The organism is Vannielia litorea, from assembly GCF_900142295.1.
GTDB classification, from domain to species: Bacteria; Pseudomonadota; Alphaproteobacteria; order Rhodobacterales; family Rhodobacteraceae; genus Vannielia; species Vannielia litorea.
On sequence record NZ_FSRL01000001.1, the window covers coordinates 589,169 to 609,402 of the forward strand.

21 protein-coding genes are annotated in these 20,234 nt (G+C 68.7%); 10 read left to right on the forward strand and 11 right to left on the reverse strand.

Annotated features, from left to right (window positions below; translation table 11 throughout):
• The first annotated feature begins 30 nt into the window (after positions 1-30).
• Genes BUR94_RS02975 through BUR94_RS02985 form a run of 3 tightly spaced genes read left to right on the forward strand, consistent with a single transcriptional unit; the run spans position 31 to position 2,183 of the window.
• The gene (locus BUR94_RS02975; protein WP_074254775.1) at positions 31-720 is read left to right on the forward strand and encodes a molecular chaperone DjiA; all 690 of its coding nucleotides are present in this window, start codon (positions 31-33) and stop codon (positions 718-720) included.
• Positions 701-1,738, forward strand: a complete 1,038-nt coding sequence (locus BUR94_RS02980; protein ID WP_074254776.1) for an endonuclease/exonuclease/phosphatase family protein — start codon at positions 701-703, stop codon at positions 1,736-1,738. Before BUR94_RS02975 ends, BUR94_RS02980 begins: the two co-directional genes overlap by 20 nt.
• Positions 1,739-1,775: 37 nt before the next feature.
• Complete coding sequence (locus BUR94_RS02985; RefSeq protein WP_074254777.1) at positions 1,776-2,183, forward strand: hypothetical protein; 408 nt, start codon at positions 1,776-1,778, stop codon at positions 2,181-2,183.
• A gap of 24 nt (positions 2,184-2,207) precedes the next feature.
• On the opposite strand, the gene BUR94_RS02990 is transcribed toward BUR94_RS02985, so the two are convergent.
• The 7 genes from BUR94_RS02990 to BUR94_RS03020 all read right to left on the reverse strand — a co-directional run bounded on the left by BUR94_RS02990 (position 2,208) and on the right by BUR94_RS03020 (position 10,626).
• Positions 2,208-2,732, reverse strand: coding sequence for a DUF6985 domain-containing protein (locus BUR94_RS02990; protein WP_217694040.1), 525 nt, complete (start codon positions 2,730-2,732; stop codon positions 2,208-2,210).
• Positions 2,719-4,260, reverse strand: a complete 1,542-nt coding sequence (locus BUR94_RS02995) for a Ppx/GppA family phosphatase (protein WP_074254778.1) — start codon at positions 4,258-4,260, stop codon at positions 2,719-2,721. The genes BUR94_RS02990 and BUR94_RS02995 overlap by 14 nt, the downstream gene beginning before the upstream one ends.
• Before the next feature lie 56 nt (positions 4,261-4,316).
• Positions 4,317-6,491 (reverse strand): RNA degradosome polyphosphate kinase, encoded by a 2,175-nt coding sequence (locus BUR94_RS03000; protein WP_074254779.1) that lies wholly within the window; start codon positions 6,489-6,491, stop codon positions 4,317-4,319.
• Between the two features lie 51 nt (positions 6,492-6,542).
• On the reverse strand, positions 6,543-7,217 hold the full coding sequence (locus tag BUR94_RS03005) for a P-loop NTPase family protein (RefSeq protein ID WP_074254780.1): 675 nt from the start codon (positions 7,215-7,217) through the stop codon (positions 6,543-6,545).
• A 4-nt stretch (positions 7,218-7,221) separates the two neighbouring features.
• Positions 7,222-8,340: an AI-2E family transporter gene (locus BUR94_RS03010; RefSeq protein ID WP_074254781.1), complete on the reverse strand. Its 1,119-nt coding sequence runs from the start codon at positions 8,338-8,340 to the stop codon at positions 7,222-7,224.
• 209 nt (positions 8,341-8,549) lie between these two features.
• Entirely contained in the window at positions 8,550-10,331 is a 1,782-nt protein-coding gene (locus BUR94_RS20845; protein ID WP_074254782.1) for a methyl-accepting chemotaxis protein, read from the reverse strand.
• Positions 10,324-10,626 (reverse strand): hypothetical protein, encoded by a 303-nt coding sequence (locus tag BUR94_RS03020; protein WP_074254783.1) that lies wholly within the window; start codon positions 10,624-10,626, stop codon positions 10,324-10,326. The genes BUR94_RS20845 and BUR94_RS03020 overlap by 8 nt, the downstream gene beginning before the upstream one ends.
• Positions 10,627-11,053: 427 nt before the next feature.
• Here BUR94_RS03020 and proS point away from each other — a divergent pair, with 427 nt between their 5' ends.
• The 5 genes from proS to BUR94_RS20600 all read left to right on the forward strand — a co-directional run bounded on the left by proS (position 11,054) and on the right by BUR94_RS20600 (position 16,300).
• Entirely contained in the window at positions 11,054-12,394 is a 1,341-nt protein-coding gene (gene proS, locus BUR94_RS03025) for a proline--tRNA ligase (protein ID WP_074254784.1), read from the forward strand.
• Between the two features lie 10 nt (positions 12,395-12,404).
• Complete coding sequence (locus BUR94_RS03030) at positions 12,405-13,610, forward strand: hypothetical protein (RefSeq protein ID WP_074254785.1); 1,206 nt, start codon at positions 12,405-12,407, stop codon at positions 13,608-13,610.
• 109 nt (positions 13,611-13,719) lie between these two features.
• Positions 13,720-14,967: an ABC transporter permease gene (locus BUR94_RS03035; RefSeq protein WP_074257549.1), complete on the forward strand. Its 1,248-nt coding sequence runs from the start codon at positions 13,720-13,722 to the stop codon at positions 14,965-14,967.
• The gene (locus BUR94_RS03040) at positions 14,960-15,634 is read left to right on the forward strand and encodes an ABC transporter ATP-binding protein (RefSeq protein WP_074254786.1); all 675 of its coding nucleotides are present in this window, start codon (positions 14,960-14,962) and stop codon (positions 15,632-15,634) included. The genes BUR94_RS03035 and BUR94_RS03040 overlap by 8 nt, the downstream gene beginning before the upstream one ends.
• 90 nt (positions 15,635-15,724) lie before the next feature.
• Positions 15,725-16,300, forward strand: coding sequence for a hypothetical protein (locus tag BUR94_RS20600; protein ID WP_175570415.1), 576 nt, complete (start codon positions 15,725-15,727; stop codon positions 16,298-16,300).
• On the opposite strand, the gene BUR94_RS03050 is transcribed toward BUR94_RS20600, so the two are convergent.
• Positions 16,284-16,724: a DMT family transporter gene (locus tag BUR94_RS03050; protein ID WP_074254788.1), complete on the reverse strand. Its 441-nt coding sequence runs from the start codon at positions 16,722-16,724 to the stop codon at positions 16,284-16,286. The genes BUR94_RS20600 and BUR94_RS03050 overlap by 17 nt on opposite strands.
• 101 nt (positions 16,725-16,825) lie before the next feature.
• Complete coding sequence (locus BUR94_RS03055) at positions 16,826-17,512, reverse strand: hypothetical protein (RefSeq protein ID WP_074254789.1); 687 nt, start codon at positions 17,510-17,512, stop codon at positions 16,826-16,828.
• Between the two features lie 219 nt (positions 17,513-17,731).
• Here BUR94_RS03055 and BUR94_RS03060 point away from each other — a divergent pair, with 219 nt between their 5' ends.
• Entirely contained in the window at positions 17,732-18,139 is a 408-nt protein-coding gene (locus BUR94_RS03060; protein ID WP_074254790.1) for a c-type cytochrome, read from the forward strand.
• 93 nt (positions 18,140-18,232) lie between these two features.
• Positions 18,233-18,442: a CsbD family protein gene (locus BUR94_RS03065; RefSeq protein WP_074254791.1), complete on the forward strand. Its 210-nt coding sequence runs from the start codon at positions 18,233-18,235 to the stop codon at positions 18,440-18,442.
• A 64-nt stretch (positions 18,443-18,506) separates the two neighbouring features.
• Here the strand turns inward: BUR94_RS03065 and BUR94_RS03070 are convergent, their stop codons facing one another.
• On the reverse strand, positions 18,507-19,190 hold the full coding sequence (locus BUR94_RS03070; RefSeq protein WP_074254792.1) for a hypothetical protein: 684 nt from the start codon (positions 19,188-19,190) through the stop codon (positions 18,507-18,509).
• A gap of 277 nt (positions 19,191-19,467) precedes the next feature.
• Positions 19,468-20,067, reverse strand: coding sequence for a hypothetical protein (locus tag BUR94_RS20400; protein WP_139301208.1), 600 nt, complete (start codon positions 20,065-20,067; stop codon positions 19,468-19,470).
• Positions 20,068-20,234: the final 167 nt, after the last annotated feature.

The window sequence follows — 20,234 nt, forward strand, 5'->3', positions numbered from 1 at the left end:
CGCCCGGCGCGGGCGGGTAAGGTGGCGCCCATGTCGATCTGGTCTCGCATAGGTGACGCGCTTTCGGCTCTCGCGGCGGGCGAGGGGCTTTCGGCGGTGTTCGACAAGCTGCGCACCGCGCCGGAGCGGACCGTGGGCTTTACCATCGCGGTGATCGCGCTGGGCGCCAAGATGGCCAAGGCCGACGGGCAGGTGACCAAGGACGAGGTGACGGCCTTCCGCGAGGTGTTTTCGATCCCGCCGTCGGAGGAGGCCAATGCGGCGCGGGTGTTCAACCTCGCGCGGCAGGACGTGGCGGGCTTCGAGGAATACGCGGCGCGGATCGCGCGGATGTTCGACGATGGCCACGGCGCGCTGAACGACCTGCTGGAGGGGCTGTTTCATATCGCGATGGCGGACGGCGAGTATCACCCGAAGGAAGACGATTTTCTGGCGCGGGTGGCCGAGATCTTCCGGGTCGATGACCGGGAGTTCCGCTCGCTGCGCGCCCGTTTCGTGCCCGATGCCGAGCCCGACCCCTGGGCGGTGCTGGGCGTGGCGCCCGACGCGCCCCTGGCGGAGGCGCGCGCGGCCTGGAAACGGCAGGTGCGCGAGAGCCACCCCGACGTGATGATGGCGCGCGGCGTGCCCGAGGAGGCGGTGCGAATGGCGGAGAAACGGCTGATCGCGGTGAACCGGGCCTGGGAGGAGATCAGCGGGCGTGAGACTGGCCACCTATAACGTGGAGTGGTTCAACGCGCTCTTCGACGAGGCGGGCGCGCCGCTGGCCGACGCCGAGTGGTCGGCCCGCTGGAAGGTGACGCGGGCGCAGCAGCTGGAGGCGCTGGGGATCGTCTTTACCGCGCTCGATGCCGATGCGGTGCTGATCGTGGAGGCGCCGGACTGGAAGGCTCCGCGCCGCACCGAGGCCGCGCTGGAGGGCTTTGCCGCGCTGTTCGGGCTGCGGGCGCGCCGGGCGCTGGTGGGCTTTGCGAACGACACCCAGCAGGAGCTGGCCCTGCTCTACGATCCCGATGTGGTGGAGGCGCGGCACCGGCCCGTGGGCGAGGCCACCGGCAAGAAGGGCAGCGAGGAGGCGCCGCGCTTTGACGGGGTGTTCCGGATCGACCTCGATATCGACGCGCGGGAGGACCTGGTGCGCTTTTCCAAGCCGCCGCTGGAGGCGGAGCTGCGGCTCAAGGGGTTGGCGGAGCCGGTGCGGTTCATCGGGGTGCACATCAAGAGCAAGGCGCCGCATGGGGCGCGCTCCAAGGCCGACGCCACCCGCATCTCCATTGCCAACCGGCGCAAGCAGCTGGCGCAGTCGATCTGGCTGCGCCGCCGGGTCGAGCACCATCTGGCGCGGGGCGAGGCGCTGGTGGTGGCGGGCGACTTCAACGACGGTCCGGGGCTGGACGAATACGAGGCGCTCTTCGGCCGGTCGGGGCTGGAGATCGTGCTGGGGGCCGATCAACCCGAGCCGATGCGGCTCGTGGACCCGCATGCGCGGCAGGCGCTGGCGGGCGGGCTGATGCAGGCCCATGACACCACCGCGCGGTTCTTCATCCGCGAGGAAGGGCGTTACCTGACGGCGCTGCTCGATTACCTGATGCTCTCGCCCGCACTGGCGGAAAAGACGATGGGCTGGCGGATCTGGCACCCGTTCGACGACCCGGCGATCTACGCGCTGCCGGAGCTGCGGGAGGCCCTGCTCACGGCCTCCGATCACTTCCCTGTCAGCGTGGACCTTGCGCTCTGACTTTGAAACGTCATGGCGCCGTGCCTATATTGGTGCCATGAAACACCTTGCTGCCTTGACCCTGGCGAGCACGCTCGCCCTTGCTCCCGCCCATGCGCAGGAGGCCGAGCCCCGGCCTCGTGGCGACATGGGCGAGGGGTTCAACCTCGTGGAAGAGGGGATGATGCTCTTCTTTCGCGGCCTTGCCGAAGAAATGGAGCCCGCGTTGAAGGACATGGCGCGGGAGATGGAGCCGGTGATGCGCGACCTGGCCGAGACGCTGGGGCCGCGGATGGCGGAGCTGGCGGAGATGATCGGCGAGTTCGACCAGTATCACCCGCCGGAGAAGCTGGCGAACGGCGACATCCTGATCCGGCGCAAGGCGCCCGAGGAGATGGAGCGCGAAGCGCCGGTGCCGCGCCGGACCACGCCCGAGATCGACCCGGAAGGCGAGATCGAGCTGTAGAGGCGGGCGGCCCCGGATGGCCTGTTACCGGCGCGTCGTGAGCGCCGGATCGTTGGCCCTGTAGACGATTCCCTCGTAGTCGGGGCGGGCATAGGCTGTTTCATTGGTGACGTGGCCATCGTAGCCGCCGACCTTGGTGAGCCGCGCGCCGTCTTCCCAGACCATCATCAGCCCGTGCTCCCCCTCCCAGGCACATTGGGCCTCCATGACCACGTAGACGTGGTCGGGGTGGCGCTCGTCGAGTTTGACGAAGACGGTGCCGGGGGTGACGTGCTGCCAGATGTCCTCGGGCGTGGCGGGCACGCCCATCTCCTCGTCGAGCCACTCCTCGCCGCCGACATCCTGGTGAAAGTCGCGGTAGTAGTTGAAGACGTGCAGGCTGTCGGCCAGCCGATCGGCCGGGGTGAGGCGGGCGAAGGCGGCCAGCGCCGGGGCGGCGGCGTCGGGCGCGGGTTCGGCGGGGTGGCCGAAAAAGATCATGCGCTGAACCTCGGCACCGTCGAAATAGGGCACCGTCACCGGCTCGTGGCGAATTTCAAACCCCGGCAAGGCGCACTTCCATCTCGCAGCCGAGCTCGTCGGCCAGAGACTTGAAGCGGGCCTCTGCCACCTCGCCATAGAGGTCGGCCGTGGGACGGGGGAGGACCAGCTGGAGCTGCTTCTTTTTCGGGTGATACTCGAGCCGGCACATGGCCTCGGGATTGTTGCCCGAGAACATGGCCCCGAAGCGCATGGCCTTGCCGAGGATCACCGCCATCCGCCTGTCCTTGTCGGAGAGAAGCTCCACCATCGGCTCGAGGTGCGAGCCGGGTGCTGCGTTGCGGTAGCGGTGCAGCAGGGCGAGGCCCACGAAGACGCGGCCCTGGTGGTCGATCCCGCCGAGGTTGGAGCGGGTGGCGTTGTCGAAGCAGACCTCGCCGCGATAGTCGGGGTGGGCACGCCAGCTCACATCGTGCAGCAGGCAGGCGGCCTTGATGAGGCGCTGCTTTTCGGCCCGGGCGGAGCGGAACAGCGGCGAGACGAAATTGTAGAGCGTGAGCCCGAAGCCGGGCACGCGGGCATTTTGCACCTCGTCGTAGCGCGCGGCCTCGATCAGCGGATCGCGGGCGCGGATCAGGTCGGACATCTGCTCGTAGAGCATGCCCTCGCGGATGCCGTAGGCGGAGATCCAGACTTCCTTGGTGCCGAACTTCTTCATCAGCCGCCGCAGCACCTCGCCGGCCACCGGCACCAGCGCGATCCGGGCGGAGGAGAGGCCGGCCTCGGCGCGGACCTGCTCGAGGTCGCGGCCGCGCAGCCAGTTCAGCGTGGTGCGCAACTGGGCTGGCGTGGCGTGGTAGTCGTGCAGCACGTGGAGCGGGTAGCCGCGGCGCAGGATGTCGATCCGGGCGATGGCGCGCCAGGAGCCGCCCACCAGATAGAGCCGCTTGTGCTGGGGGATCTTGCCGGCGAGCCGGTCGAGCACGCGGTCGATCTCGGCGCGGCGGGCCTTGCGGCCGCCCTTGATGGTCTTGAGCCGGAGCGGGCCGAGCGAGGTGGAGGCACGCACGCCCACGCCGCCATCCTCGAGCAGCGCAAGCTCCATCGAGGAGCCGCCGATATCGCAGGAGAGCCCTGTGGCGCCGGGCCAGCCGACCAGCACGCCCTGGGCGGAGAGCCGGGCCTCCTCCTCGCCGTCCACGACATAGACCTGGAGGCCGGTCGCCGCCTCGATGGCCGCGCAGAAATCGGCGCCGTCATCGGCGTTGCGCACCGCGGCGGTGGCGGTGGCTGTGAGCGGCGGGATGCCCATGCCCTCGGCCAGCGCGTGAAAGCGGCGGATGGCGGCCAGCGCGCGCACCCTGCCCTCGGGGTTGAGGCGGCCGGTCTCGCCCATGCCCGCGCCGAGGCCGCACATCACCTTTTCGTTGAAGAAATAGGCCGGGGACCGGGCCGCGCCGTCGAATATGACCATGCGGACGGAGTTGGAGCCGATGTCGATCACGCCCACGCGGGAGAGCGCCTGTGCATCCGGGTGGTCGAAGATCGGGCGACCGAAAGGGCCCCAGCTCCGCTGCTGTTCGCCTGATCCGTCCATATGTGCTCTCCGGGCGGTTATCGCGTTCTTGTGATAGAGGGCACGGGCGCCAAAGGTCAATCTTTGGCGTGGGTCAGCTCGGGAACGTCGCCGGCCCCCGCCGATCCGCGGCCCGAGAGCGAGGGGTTCTCCATGAAGAAGCGGTGGCAGTTGAACGGCTCGACCCCTTCGGCAAGCGGCGGGCGGGTGAAGCTGCCATCGGGGTTCATCACCCAGCTCTGGGCGGTGTCGGCCATGTTGGCGGCCATCACCTGCTCGACGATCTGCGCCTTCACCGTCGGGTTGGTGCATTCGACCAGCGTTTCCACCCGGCCCACGAGGTTGCGGCCCATCCAGTCGGCGGAGGAGATGTAGACCCGCGCCTTCTTGGACGGCAGCCCCTGGCCGTTGCCGAAGCAGACGATGCGGGAGTGCTCGAGGTAGCGCCCGACGATGGATTTGACCCGGATGTTCTCGGACAGCCCCTGGATGCCGGGGCGCACGCCGCAAATGCCGCGGATCACGAGGGAGATCTTAACGCCGGCCTGGGAGGCGGCATAGAGCGCGTCGATCACGTCGCTGTCGATCAGCGAGTTCATCTTGGCCCAGATCTCGGCGGGCTTGCCGGCCCTGGCGTGCTCGGCCTCGGCGGCGATCATCTCGAGCAGGCGGGGCTTGAGCGAGATCGGCGAAATCGCCAGGTTCTCCAGCGCACCGGGCTGGGCGTAGCCGGAGAGATAGTTGAACACCTTGCCCGCGTCGCGCCCCAGCGCCTTGTCGCAGGTGAAGAAGCTGAGGTCGGTATAGATGCGGGCGGTGATCGGGTGGTAGTTGCCGGTGCCGAAATGGGTGTAGGTGACCAGCTCCTTGCCCTCGCGGCGGACCACGGTGCTGATCTTGGCGTGGGTCTTGTAGTGCATGAAGCCATAGACCACATGCGCGCCCGCGCGCTCCAGCCGCCGGGACTGGCGGATGTTGGCGGCCTCGTCGAAGCGGGCCTTCAGCTCGACCAGCGCGGTGACCGATTTGCCATCCTCCGCCGCCTCGCAGAGCGCCTCCACGATGGGAGAGTTGCGCGAGGTCCGGTAGAGGGTTTGCTTGATCGCCACCACGTCGGGGTCGCGGGCGGCCTGCTGGAGAAAGCGCACCACCATGTCGAAGGTCTCGTAGGGGTGGTGGAGCAGCATGTCCTTCTGCCGGATCGCGGCGAACATGTCGCGGTCGTGGTCGAGCACGCGCTCGGGGATGCGCGGGGTGAAGGAGGGCCAGAGCAGATCGGGCCGGCTGTCGATCACCAGCTCCTTGAGGTCGGCGACGCCGAGGATGCCGTCGGTCTCGATCACGTCGTCCTCGCGGACCTCGAGCTCGCGCATGATGAGCGCCTGGAGCGGCTTGGGCGCACCGGCGGAGATGTTGAGGCGCACCACCTCGCCGCGGCGGCGGCGCTTGAGCGCGGTTTCGAACTCGCGCACGAGGTCCTCGGCCTCTTCCTCCAGCTCCAGGTCGCTGTCGCGCAGCACGCGGAAGGTGCAGGAGCCCTTCTCGCGGTAGCCCGGAAAGAGCGAGCCGATGTGCAGGCGCAGCAGCACCTCGAGCGGCAGAAAGCGGTTGTGGCCCTCCGCGGCGGGCAGGGCGATGAAGCGGTCGACCTGCTGCGGGATCGGCAGGATGGCATCGAGCTTGCGGCCCGAGTGCTCGCTTTCGAGCTGGAGCGCGAGGCAGAAGCCGGTGTTGGCGATGAAGGGAAACGGATGCGCCGGGTCGATCGCCAGCGGCGAGAGCACCGGGAAGACCTGGGCCAGGAAGTAATCGGCCAGAAAGGCGTGGTCGGCCTTGCTGAGGCTCTTGGCGTCGAGCAGCGCGATGTTGTGCGCCTCCATCTCCTCGCGCAGGGCGCGCCATGTCTTTTGCTGCTGCGCCATGAGCTTGCGGGCGTCGGCGTTGATCAGCACCAGCTGTTCGGCGGGGCTGAGGCCATCGTCGGAGGGCGTGGTGTTGCCGGCATTCGCCAGCTCGCGCAGGCCCGCGACGCGCACGGTGTAGAACTCGTCGAGGTTGGTGGCCGAGATCGAGACGAAGCGGACGCGCTCGAGCAGGGGGACCTTGGGATTCTCGGCCTCCTCAAGCACCCGCCAGTTGAACGCGAGCCACGACAGCTCGCGATTGTAGAAGCGGGTCGGCCCGGTGATGTCGACGTCCTCGAGGACGGTCGGTTCGGGGTAGGGGGCGGTGAGAAAGTCGGATTGGGTCATGGCAGGGGTTTAGGCGGGCAAGGTCACGTTCATATGACGCTTTTCACCCTCCTATGTGCCTGAAATGTCTTTGCTGTCCAAGACCTCGCGGGCGAGCTTGCGAGACAGTTTGTGCCCGGTGGCCAGCTGGTGCCGGTCGAGCGCGGCCACGGTGGCGCGGGCGGCGGCGGCGGAGCGCTCCATGTGGGTGAGCAGGTAGGCCAGCAGCTTGGGCGTGGGCGCGAGCTGGCGGTCGTCGAACAGCTTGACGAGGAGGGCGGTCAGCAGCGCGTCATCGGGCTCGCCGAGCCGGGCGCGGGGCGTGGCGGAGAGCCGCGTGGCGAGGTCGGGCAGGGCGGGGGCAGGCAGCGGCTCGCGGGCGGTCAGCAGCAGGCGGGCGCCGGCCTCGGTGGCGCGGTTCAGCAGGTGGAAGAGCGGCTCCTCGCGCGCGCGGCTGCCCATGAGCGCGTGCACGTCCTCGACCAGCAGCGCGGCGCCGGGCGCGGGCGGCGCGAGGCCGGAAAGGGCGGCGGCGCCGAGCGCGGTGGCGCCGGTATCGGCGGCCCAGATCGCGGCGAGGTGGCTCTTGCCCGCGCCCTCGGGGCCGGTCAGCAGCAGCCGCCCGCCGGGCCAGTTGGTGCTGTCGTCGACCAGCGCCACGGCCTCGGCATTGGCCGACGACACGAAGAAGGCATCGCGCCCGGTGGCTTCGATCACCGGGAGGTCGATGGGGATTTGCCTGGGCATGGGTCTACTTCGGGTCGGGATCGTTTGCTGGGGTGTCGGCGTGGCTGACGGCGACGGTGGCGGGCGGGGCTTCGGCGGTGCCGCGGTAGAGCCTGCCGTCCTTGTATTGCCCGATGGCCCAGCGGGCGATGACGCCCATGGCCGCGGCCACGGGCACGGCGACCAGCATGCCGGTGAAGCCGAAGAGCGCCCCGAAGGCCGAGAGCGCGAAGATCAGCCAGACCGGGTGCAGCCCGACCGATTGGCCGACCAGGTTGGGCGTGAGCACGTTGCCCTCGAGGAACTGGCCGACAAAGAAGATCACCGCCACGGCGCCGATCCACCACCACTCGCCCCAGAACTGGAAGAAGGCGAGGCCGATGGCCAGCGCCCCGCCGACCAGTGCCCCGACGTAGGGGATGAAGGTGAGGGCGCCCGCCACGGCCCCCACCACGAGGCCGAAGTTGAGGCCCACGCTCATCAGCCCCACGGCGTAGAAGATGCCGAGGATCAGGCAGACGGTGCCCTGGCCGCGGATGAAGGCCGCGAGCGTCTTGTCGATCTCGCTGGCAAGGTGGCGGATGGTGGGGGCATGGTCGCGGGGCAGCAGATCGTCGACCCGGGCCACCATGCGGTCCCAGTCGAGCAGCAGGTAGAAGGTGACGATGGGCACCAGCACCAGCAGCACCAGCACGTTGACGATGCCCGAGACCGAGCTGACCAGGGAGCTGACCAGCTCGCCGCCGCGCGACTGGATGGTCTCGCCCAGGGTGGAGAGCGACCTGGAGACGGTGCTCTCGCCGTCCATCAGGTCGGGGAAGCGGGTGGTGAGGAAGTTGCGCAGGTCGGAGAAGATCTGCGGCGCGGCCTTGAACAGCGCCACGGTCTGCTCGACCAGGGTGGGCACGATGAGCAGGGCGCCGAGGATGAAGATCAGCAGGGCCACCAGCGAGATCAGGATGACGGCGGCAATGCGGTGGAGGCCCATCCGCTCGAGCCGGTCGGCGACGGGATCGAGGCAGTAGGCGACGGCGCCGCCGAGCACAAAGGGCAGGATCACGTCGCCCAGCAGGTAGAGCACGACGAAGAACGCCACGGCGGCGACGGTCCAGTACTTGGCCTGGTCTCGGACGGGAAGTGCCATTTTGCCCCTGTGTTTCCTGCGGCCCCATATTGCCCGGCAGAGGCCGGGGTGCAAGGGCGCGAGGCTGCGGCGGGCCGCGGGAGGCGAGGCCGGCGGCGGCGCGGCGCGGGCTGTTCGGCGCATCGAGGGGCCGCCCGGGGTGCGGCGCGCGGCTCGTTCGGCTCGTCCGGCACGCGGGACCGCCGCGCCGCCCCGGGCGGCCGGTCGCGTCAGGAGGCGGCGCGCAGGCGGGGCAGGACCGCCGGCGCGTCGGCGGCCGCCGGGTCGATATCGGGGAGGGTGAAGCCCTTCATCAGCGCGTTCAGCTCGTCGGCGCTGCCGGCAAGCACGGCATTGGCGGCGGTTGTCTCCTCGAACATGCCGGCATTCTGCTGGGTCACGCGCTCGAGGTCGGAGATGGCCTCGTTGACCTCGCTGAGGCCGCGCGACTGGTCGGAGGTGGCCGCGGCGATGGACCGGAGCCGTTCGACGATGCCGGTCACCGAGGCCTGGATGCCCTCGAGCGCGGTGCCGGTGTTCTTGACCAGGGCGGCGCCGGTGGAGATCTCGCTCACCGAGTTGGAGATCAGCCCGTTGATCTCGCGCGCGGCACCGGAGCTGCGCTGCGCCAGGGCCCGGACCTCGGAGGCCACCACGGCGAAGCCGCGACCGGCCTCGCCCGCGCGCGCGGCCTCGACCCCGGCGTTGAGGGCGAGGAGATTGGTCTGGAAGGCAATGTCGTCGATCACGCTGGTGATCTTGAAGATCTCCCGCGAGCTGCCCTCGATCCGGTTCATCGCCTCCACGGCCTCGGCCATGATGCCGGTTCCGTCGGCGGCCTCGGTCGAGGTGGCCTCGGCCTGCTTGCGGGCATCGCGCGATTCGCTGGCCACCAGCTCGATGGTGCGGGTCAGCTCCTTCAGGGTGGCGGCGATCTGGGCCAGGGTGGCGGCCTGCCTCTCGGTGCGGGTCGAGAGATCGGTTGCGGAGGCAGAGAGCTCGCGGGACTGCTCGTTGATCGAGGCGGCCTGGAGGATCACCGCGTTCATCGCGCCGCAGAGCCGCTCGCCCGCGCCGTTGAAATGGCGGGCGAGGTCGGCGAAATCCGCGCCGAGATCCTCGGTGACGCGCACAGCGAGGTCGCCCTCGGCCAGCTGGGCGAGCTTGTCGCGGAAGACCTCGAGCAGCCGGGCGAGGGCCTCGGTGCGTGCGGCGGCGGCGGCGGCCTCGCGCGCCTCGGCCTCGGCGGCGGCGGCGGCGCGGCGCTCGACCTCGGCCAGCGCCCGCTCGGCCTCGGCACGGGCCTGCGCCGCGGCCTTCGACTGGTCTTCGGCCTGTTTCTGCGCCGCTGTCGCGCGGCGGGCCTCCTCGCGGGCGCGGGCGCCGCTTTCCTCGGCCCGCGCGGTGGCGACGAGGCTCTCGTTGGCCTTGTCGGAGGCCTCGCGGGAGAGGGTGATGCGATTGAGGATGCTGAGGGTCAGCACCGTGGTTTCGGCCACGACGATGATCGCATGAAAGACCGTGCGGCCGATGTTGAAGACCAGATCGCTCGACGGGTAGACCAGCGCGGGAAGGGCGAACGTTAGGACCAGGTGGTGCAGCGCGATGGTGCTGGCGGCCACCAGCAGCGGCACGATGTCGGCCAGCGCCACCAGCATGGCGAGAACCGCGAAATAGGCCATGTGACTGTCGGTCTGCATCGGGTGGCCGGCGAGCGCGGCGTTGAGCGCGATGGCCAGCCCGGTGAGCGACTGCGCCACGACGACCCGGGCGACGCGGGGCGTGAAACGGGGCGCAAGGAGCCCCAGGACGGCAAACCCGCCACCGGCGATGCCCAGCACGACGGCGTTGCCGCCCATCATCCATACCGCCGCGAGCGCCAGCAGCCAGATGGCCGGCACCAGCCGGGCGAGCAGCTGCGTGGCGCTTGCGCGCGCGGCCTCCAGCGCGTGGTCGATGGTGGGGTCGATCGCGTGCCGGGCGGTGAGCAGGAGCGGCTTGGGGTCAGGCATGGGATACTCCGCAGAGGGTGGCGAGCGCCGCGCCGCCGAACACCGCCCAAGCGCCGTGATCGCGGGCGGCGGCGGCGGCGGCGGGGGTCGGAAAGCTGGCGAGGATGGCGAAAGGCGCGCGCCGGGGCCCCAGCGGGCGCCCGCCCGACGCGGCGAGCAGGCGGTCGGCCTCGGCCCAGGGGGAGAGGATCACAAGCACCGGCCCGTCGCCCGGCGGCGCGGACAGTGCCAGCGCCAGCGGCGTGGTCACCAAGCTGGCCAGAAAGGCGAAAGGAAGGACGAATTTGCCAGGCAAGTGCGGGCACCGGAAGAGTTGCGATGCCTCCTTCTAGGGCAGTTCGGTTTCTGCCTTCTTAACGGCCGTCGTTTTTGAGTGCAGCGCGGGAGTCCCCTGTGAATAAGGCGTGATTCAGCCCGGGCTCGCCTTGTTTGCTGCAGGTGCAAAACGCATTCTCTCCCATGCCTGCACAGAGGTATTTCGCCCGATGACCCAATATCTGAAGCTCTCCGCCCTGCTTGCCCCGCGCCCTCTGCCAGAGCGCGAGTCGGTGCCGCCGGTCCGCCAAGAGCCTGTCGGGCGCGGCGCGGACGAGCCGAGCCCGCAGGGCGCGCGGCGCGAGCCCATGGCGGCAACGCGGCCGACGCCGCCCGAAATCTTGTGAGCCCGCCCACGATGGGCTAGAGCCTCGGGGCAACGCACGACTGCCCCAAAGGACCGCCCCATGCGCCTCAGCCGCTACTTCCTGCCCGTTCTCAAGGAAACCCCCGCCGACGCGCAGATCGCCTCGCACCGCTACATGCTGCGCGCGGGCATGATCCGCCAGCAGGCCGCCGGGATCTACTCGTGGCTTCCATTGGGCTACAAGGTGCTGAAGCGGATCGAGCAGATCGTGCACGAGGAGCAGGAGCGCGCCGGGCACATCCCCCTGCTGATGCCCACGCTCCAGCCTGCCGACCTGTGGCGCGAAAGCGGGCGCTACGACGATTACGGCGCGGAGATGCTGCGCATACAGGACCGGCACGAGCGCGACATGCTCTACGGGCCCACCAACGAGGAGATGATCACCGACATCTTCCGCGCCCATGTGGCCAGCTACAAGAGCCTGCCGCTGACGCTCTACCACATCCAGTGGAAGTTCCGCGACGAGATCCGCCCGCGCTTCGGCGTGATGCGGGGCCGCGAGTTCTACATGAAGGACGGCTACAACTTCGACCTCACCAAGGAGGACGCGCTGCACGCCTACAACCGCCACATGGTGAGCTACCTGCGCACCTACGAGCGGATGGGGCTGACGGCGATCCCGATGCGGGCCGACAGCGGGCCGATCGGCGGCGACGACACCCACGAGTTCCTGGTGCTGGCCCCCACCGGCGAGAGCGACGTGTTCTACGATGCGGGCGTCACCGAGCTGAAGCTGGGCAACCGCGAGATCGACTATGCCGACCACGCGGCGGTGAAGGGGGTCTGCGAGGAGTTCACCAGCCTCTATGCCCGCACCGACGAGACCCATGACGAGGCGCTCTACGGCGAGATCCCCGAGGAGCGGCGCCGGCAGGGCAAGGGGATCGAGGTGGGGCAAATCTTTTACTTCGGGACCAAGTATTCCGACCCGATGGGCGCCATGGTGCAGGGGCCGGACGGGCAGAAGGTGCCGGTGCACATGGGCAGCCACGGGATCGGCGTGAGCCGCCTCGTGGGCGCGATCATCGAGGCCAGCCACGACGACAAGGGCATCATCTGGCCCGAGGGGGTGACGCCCTTCCACGTGGGCATCGTGAACATGCGGGTGGGCGACGCGGCCTGCGACCAGACCTCCGAGGCACTCTATGGCACGCTGAAGACGCTGGGCCTCGATCCGCTGCTGGACGACACCGACGAGCGGGCCGGCGCCAAGTTTGCCACCCAGGACCTGATCGGCCTGCCGTGGCGGATTACCGTGGGGCCGCGGGGCCTAGCCAATGGCGTGGTCGAGCTGACCTCGCGGCGCACCGGCGAGAGCGAGGAGCTCTCTCCCGAGGCGGCGGCGGCAAAGCTGGCGGCGCTCTACGAGGGGCACCTCTGAGGGCGGCGGCGTGATCCCGCCCGAGGGCCTCGCCGAGAACCTCGCGCTGCTGAAGCACCGGGCGGGCGGGCTGCGCGAGATCGCGGCCTGGCTCGACGGCTGGAACAGTCAGAGGCTGCATGGCGGGCCGCGCGGCGCGGACGCGGCGTTTTTTAACAACTTCACGCGGTTCTTGCGGGAGAGATACCCGGAAGCCGGGCTGACGCCATGGCCGGTGGCGCTGGTCGAGATCGCGGGCGGCGACCGCGAGGCGTTGGCGCTGTTCTTCGAGCTGTTCGAGGACTTCGAGGACGGCAAGGCGGCGCGGGCGCGGCTGGTGGAGAAGGGCAAGCACGGGCCTTCGGCGCGGCCGAGGGCGGAGCGGAAACCCAACCCGATGCCGCCCGGCGCCGATCCCTTTGCCCCGGGGCCGGAGCGGGCGCTGGCGGAGCTGATCGAAGCCTTCGCCTCCGGCAAGCTGGACCGGCCGGGCGACGGCACGCTGGCGGCGCTGAAGGTCTGGCTGGAGGGCTGGGCGGGCGAGGACCGGCGGCGCTGGGCGGCAATCTCCGAGTTGGCGGGCTTCATGGCTGCGCTGGGCGGGCAGCGAGTGCAGAAGGACTGGACCAGGCTGATGCTGCCGCTGACCGGGCCGGTCACCGACCGTTACGAGGCCCTTGCCTCGGTCTGCGAAAGGCTGGAGCGGCGGCGGCGCGAGGTGGTCGACAAGTTCAGCCCGGTGCTGGGCGCGCCGGTGATCCCGGACGGGCCGGAGCCGGGCTTTCCGGCACTGCCGGTCCTGCGGAACGGCACGCCGCTGGTGACCTGCTTCGAGACCTGGGCCACCACCCCTGCCACACGGCCCTGCGATGGCGACATCGGGCGGCTGAAGGGTTGGCTGCTGCGCTGGGTCGAGGCCAATCGGCCCGAGGGCGAGGATGCGGCGGTGGCGCGGTATCTGCACCAGTGGCTCGGCTACCAGGCGAAGCTCGCCCACACCCCGCGCTGGGAGGCCCGGCTGGCGGTGCTGGCGCGGCCGGAAGAGGACCTCTGGTCGGTGCTCTCGCGTTGCGTGGCGGCGCTGGCGCATCGCTACCACCAGGTGAACACCAGCCAGAACCCGGAGTTCACCCACCCGGTCATTCCCGAAACCGAAGCGGAGCGCGGGGGCTGCGTGGACCTGCGGGCCGAGGCCTTTCACGAATGGGCGAGGATGCCCGATCCGGGCGACCGTTAGCGCTTGACCCCCGCTCGCCCGCGCAGCATTTTGCGCCGCAAACCGAGCAGGAGGCCCAGACGTGGCCAATAAAGCAGGCAAGACGGCCCCGTTCTCGAAGTACGAGTGGATGATCGCATGGCGCTACCTGCGCTCGCAGCGGTCCGAGGGGGGCGTGAGCATTCTCAGCTGGATCGCGCTGGGCGGCATCACCCTGTCGGTCTTTGCGCTGATCGTGGTGATGGCGGTGCGCTCGGGCTTCCGGACCGATTTCGTGGATACGATCATCGGGGCCAATGCCCATACCTCGGTGCGCTCCTCCGTCTACGTCGACGAGAACGGCGCCACCTCGCGCCAGATCGTGGATTACGACGACTGGGTCGACAGGCTGGTCAGGGTGCCGGGGGTCCTGTCGGCCGCGCCGCTGGTGAAGGGGCAGGTGCTGGCCAACCTGCGGGCGGCCAACGCGGGCGTCGAGGTATACGGGATCCGCGCCGATGACCTGATGCAACTGCCGCGCATCGCCGCGCCGGAGCAGAGCGAGGGCGATATCGGGCGCTTCGAAGAGGGCATCGCCATCGGCTGGGGCGTGGCGCAGGAGCTTGGCGCGGTGGTGGGCGACCGGGTGCGCATCATCAACCCCACCGGCACCCGCTCGCCGATGGGCGTGACCCCGCGGGTCAATGCCTACGAGGTGGTCTACATCTTTCAGGCCGGGCGGTGGGACATCGACCGCACGCGGGTCTACCTGCCCTTTGCCGAGGCGCAGGCCTTCTTCAACTTCGATGGCGCCGCGAGCGAGATCGAGGTGATGGTCGACGACCCCGAGAACATCGAGCAATGGGACGAGCCGCTGCTGCGGGCGGCGGGAGACAAGGCGCTGCTGTGGAGCTGGAAGGACGCCTGGGGCAATTTTTTGCGGGCGCTGGTGATCGAGGACATCATGATGATCATCATCATGTCGATCCTGGTGCTGATCGCGGCGCTCAACATCATCTCGGGCCTCATCATGCTGGTGAAGAACAAGGGCCGCGACATCGGCATCCTGCGCACCATGGGGCTGACGCGGGGGGCGATCCTGCGGGTGTTCTTCTTGTGCGGGGCGCTGGTGGGCACGGTGGCGACGGCGCTGGGCACGGTGCTGGGCTGCCTCTTCGCGCTGAACGTCAACAACGTGGTGGGCTTCATCAACTGGATCTCCGGGCAGGAGGTGTGGGACGCCTCGATCCGGGGCATCTACCGGGTGCCCTCCGAGTTGCAGGCGGGCGACGTGGCCTTTGCCGTGGCGCTCGCGCTGGCGCTCTCCTGGGGGGCCACGATCATCCCCGCACGCCGGGCCGCCCGGCTCGATCCGGTGGAGGCGCTGCGCTATGAGTGAGGTTCTGGGGCTCGACGGGATCGAGAAGACCTACAACGCCGGAAAGCCGAACGAGATCAAGGTTCTGCGCGGGGCGGGGCTGACCGTGGCCGCCGGCGAGGTGGTGGCGCTGGTGGCGCCCTCGGGCTCCGGCAAGTCGACGCTGCTGCACATCGCCGGGCTGCTCGACACCCCCACCGCCGGGACCGTCCGGCTGCTGGGAGAGGATATGGGATCGCTCGGGGATGGCCGGCGCACCGAGGCGCGGCGGGCACAGGTGGGCTTTGTCTACCAGTTTCACCATCTTCTGCCCGAGTTCACCGCGCTGGAGAACATCGTGCTGCCGCAGCTCGCCAACGCGGTGGAGCGCGGGGCGGCGGAGGCGCGGGCGATGGACCTTCTGGCGTCGGTGGGGCTGGACAACCGGGCCAGCCACCGCCCGGCGGAACTTTCGGGCGGCGAGCAGCAGCGGGTGGCCTTCTGCCGGGCGCTGGCCAACGGGCCGGCACTGCTTCTGGCCGATGAGCCGACCGGCAACCTCGATCCGGGCACGTCGGACACCGTGTTCCAGGCGTTGATGGCGCTTGTCCGCGAGACCGGCCTTGCCGCGCTGATCGCAACCCACAACCTCGACCTCGCCGCCCGGATGGATCGGACGGTGCGGCTGGACAACGGGCTGCTGGTGTAAACCGCTGTTTCCGGAACGGAAACCGGCTGTTTCGCGCCAATCTTACCTGTCTGCGCCACTTTCGCCGCAAAGCCGGGTTAAGGTCCCGGCATGGATTGGGCTCTCATACTCTCTATGCCGTTCATGCTTCTGCTGGGGTTCCTTGGCGACGCGGCCAGCCGCGACGACGAGGACGACGACCAGGAGGTGAGCGAGGCCAGCGGTGGCGATGCCGCGCTGCAGGCCGCCGCTGCGCGCGGCGCCGGGGACGACGGGATTGCCGTGATGCTGGCGGCCTCCGAGGAGGCAGAGGAGCCTGCCCCCGAGGAGGAGCCGGCCGAGGAGGAGGCCGGGGAAGACGCCGAGCCCGAGGCCGAGGCGGCGCGCTTCAACGAGACCGTGGAGAGCGCCGCTGCCGTGGCCGCGCCGGAGCCCGCGCCGGAGGAGATGGCCGAGGCCGACCCCGACGTGGAGGAGGCCCCCGAGGAGATTGCGGGCTTCGACACCGAGGAGGATGTGCTGGTGGTCGAGGCCCCCGGCGCATCGGAGGCCGAACCCGAGCTGGAAGCTACCGAAGACGGCATGCTTGTGCGCATGGCGGGTCAGGAGGCCTTTCTGCCCGGCGTCGCCGAGCTGCCCGCCGATGCGGTGGTGGGCGTGGAGCCCGAGCCTAGCCTTTCAGCGTAAGCACCACGCCAAGCGCCATCAGCCCGATCCCGCTTGCCCTCAGGAGGCTGAGGCTGTGCTGCGCCGCGCCGAAGAGACCGAAATGGTCGATCACGGCGAAGGAGATCATCTGCCCCAGGAGCACGAAGATCACCGCGTTGCCGACCCCGAACTGCGGCGCGACCCAGGTGATGGAGAGCACGTAGAAGGCCACGAAGAGCCCTGCCAGAAACCCCTCGCGCGGGGCGGTGGCAAAGCGCGCAAGCGGGGCCGGGCCGGTGACGAGGGCGGTCGCCAAGGCGGCGGCGAAGGCCACGATGAAGAGCACCACCGCCGCGGAGGCGGGCGAGCCGAGGTGCCGCCCGAGGCTGGCGTTCAGCGCGGCGAGGATCGGAATGCCGATGCCCGCGGCGAGCATGATGGCGGCGGAGGTGGTATAGCCCATCGGTGGTGTCTCCCGTCTGTCGCGGCGAAGCTAGGCCGCAGCGCCGGGAGGAGCAACGCAGGGATTGCGGCGCAGGTCGTGCAGGCCTGCCTTGCCGCGCCTCAGGAGCAGATCCCCGCGGTGTCGGCGCCCTCCCAGGGCAGCACCACCTCGCCGACCGGGCGGGAGAGCTCGAGCGGGGCCGGGTCCATGACCTGGGAGAGCAGGGCGCGGAGGCGGGCGGTGCGGGGGCCTTCGGGGTCGAGCGCGCGGCAACAGACGAACTCTTCCACCAGGCTGGCCTGCTGTTCGTAGGGATAGTCGAGAAACCGGGGTTTGCTCGCGGCATGGAAGAGATAGGGATCGAGGCTGCCCCTGTGCTCGGCGGCGGCCTTGAGCGGGTGATAGCCGGTGATCCTGCGATTCTGCCACTGCCAGATGTGGGTGATCTCGTGGGCGACGAACATGGCGGCGCCGAGGTTCATCTGCTCGGGCCAGCCCTCGAGATAATCCTCCAGGTACCAGTCGGGATTGAGGAAGAGCTTGTTGAACAGCACCAGACCGGCGGTGCGGGACTTGAAGCTCCTTTTCGTGGAGGGCGGCAGGATCAGCTCGCGGCAGGTGGTGCGGGGCCGCGCGAGATAGGTGCGCTCGATTGCGCCGACGGTGCCCCAGGTGGTGAAGCGGGCGCGGTCGAGATCGACGGTATCGCCATGAATCTCCTGCAAGAACCCCTTCTCCGCTTCGGTCAGCGGGCGGCCGCAGGAGGCGGCGAGCAGGGCGAGACAGAGAACGAGGAACAGGCGCATCGCGGCGAGTTTAGGTTTTTTGCGGGGAGCGGCAAGTGGCGGATTACCCACGAAAAATCGAGGCGCTCCCCCGCTGCATGCCTCGGGGCTGGAGGCGTCTGCGCTCGGAGGGGCATGGGTGCGGCGCCCGCGCCGGCTTGACCCGGATCAAGGCGCGGGCAAGGGCTGGGGCGCAGACTGGGTGCAGACTGGGCGCAGGCAGCAAGAGGAGACAGGCGGATGAAGACGGCTCTTGGAGGGATCGCAGGCCTCGCGGCGGCGGCGGCAATGGCGGGTGCGGCGGCGGCGCAGGATGTGCACGAGGGCCGGGTGCTCTACGAGCGGCACTGTGCCACCTGCCACGGGCTCGACGCCGACGGCATGGGGCCGATGGCCCCCGCCCTGGTGCTGCAGCCGGTGGACCTGACGGAGCTCTCGCTGAACAACAGCGGTGTGTTTCCGATGGAGCGGGTGGTGATGCGGATCGACGGGCGCGACCCGCTGGTGAGCCACGGCTCGCCGATGCCGGTTTACGGGGACTTCTTCGAGGGCGACGACACCGCGCTGAAGGCCGAGACCGGCCAGCCGATCATGACCTCGCGGGCGATCGCCGACCTGGTGGCCTATCTGGTGACGCTCCAGAAATAGCCCGGTGGCGAAGACGCGCCTGTGTCTTTGTTTATAGGAACTTCCGGCCGTGGGGTGGCGTTGGGAGGGCAGAACCTGAAAGGAGGATCTGCCATGAATTGGGATGTCATCAAAGGCAACTGGAAAGAGTGGAAGGGTTCGGCCCGCGAGAAGTGGGGCGAACTGACCGACAACGAGCTGGAAGAGGCCAAGGGCGAGCGCGAGCAGCTCGTCGGGCTGGTTCAGCAGAAATACGGCTGGGCCCGCGACGAGGCCGAGCGCCAGGTCGACGACTGGCGCGCCGGGCTGCACGAGCGGACCTGACCCGCACCAGCCGAACCTCGTTGAGACGAGTGCCGCCCCCTGCGCGAGAGTGCGGGGGGCTTTTTCACGAGGTGATGCGTGGCAGGCCGGCCCGGTCGAAGAGCTGCGAGGAGGCGGAGCGCTCCATGGTCTTGCCGCGCTGGATATCGGAGAGCAGGAGCTTGAGGCGGCGGCGCTGGCGCCAGGAGCGGACCTGCGGCGCCTCCACCTCGACCGGACGCAGCACGGCCCGCTCGCCGCTGCCGGTGATGTCGAAATTGCGATAGGCGGCGACGATGTCGCGCGCCTGGCTGGTGGCGGCGACGGCGATCAGCTTGATGCGCTTGATGCGGTCGACCTTCCGCGCGATGTCCTGCGCGCCGTGGCGCTGGTGGACCCGCTCGAAGATGTCCTCGAAGCTGCCGATATCGACATGGGCGCCGCTGGCCATCGGGCCCTGGGCGGTCTCGGACCGGGTGCCGTCTCCGAACATCTCGAGCCGGTCGACGACGCTGGCGGTGATCGTGTCCTCCCCGATCTCGACCTCGGCGAGCACATCCGTCAGGTAGGCGGGCTCGGAGCCGAGGTTGGAGACGATGCAGCGTGCCTCCAGGCCGTCGCGCCCGGCACGGTTGATCAGAAGGCCGGAGCGGGTTTGACGGCGAAAGGAGACCAGGAAGATGTGCAGGTAGGCGATCCACACCACGGTGGTGGTGAGGCTGACGACGATCTGGATCGCCGGCTGGTTCTGCTGGAGCCATTGCCACATGGGGGGTCAACGGGGGAGGGGAGGCGGGGGTTCCGTTGGGGGGGTGGCACCGGGGGGGTAGCAAGAGGTCCTCGGGTCGAGCCCGAGGATGACGGCTTTGACTGTCGCCGCCCGGTGCGCGCCGTAAGGCGCCGGGCAGCGCCGACCCGCCCCCCGGGGCGGCGCTTTGGATGGGGAGCCGCGCGGTAGAGAGGGAGAGCCAAGGCTGAGGGATAAAGTGGCACAGACGGGCGTCGGGATGCGCCACCCCGCGGGTCGGCGCTGGGTGGCTCTGCGCTTAGCGCTTTGTCTTCTGCTTGAAAAACCTATCGCTCTCCGCGTCACTTAACCACTTCTTAATGTTAGGATGCGGGAAAATTAGGCTGGCTCTGTAGAGGAAACCCCATCGAACATGGCGAGTATTCTTGGTCGCTGGTATCGGTAAATTAAAGAGCAGGAGATAGAGAAATGTGGCGATTATTGTGAATACGCCAGCGGCAGCAGATACCCGATAGATTGCGGCAATGCCCGCGTTCGCGACGATATCAAGTTGAAGGATGAATAAATAGTATCCGAACGAAATCAGCGGAACCAAAAGAAGTGAGAGGCAAACGCTGGTCAGCAGAATAAGAACTCGACTAATCGGAAACTTTTGTTCAAAGAACATATTTGTGGTCAAAGGCACGGCCATAGAGATCCCATCAATTTTCTCAATTGTGGCATAAGCATTAATTGAGAACCCGTGGAGCAACATTCGGGTGCCAAGCCTAGACTTCATTGCAACAATGATCGCATGGTGTTGGAGAGCCATCGCGATGAAGAAAAGTGCGATACTTCCATACAGGGTCACGAATGCCGTAGAGATTGAGGCGGTAACGCCACCAATTGTAACGCTCACTCTAGACTCTGTTCCAAATGTCGAGAGTAGAAGGAATATTAAGAGTGCCGAGGAAGCTTGCTTTGCGAGGCGGGGTATCGATTCACTTTCCAGCTCGCCAATTCGTTTGTATGCAGCAGCCCATGACTCAACGGTCGGAAACATAATCCGCAGGGTAGAGTGCATTT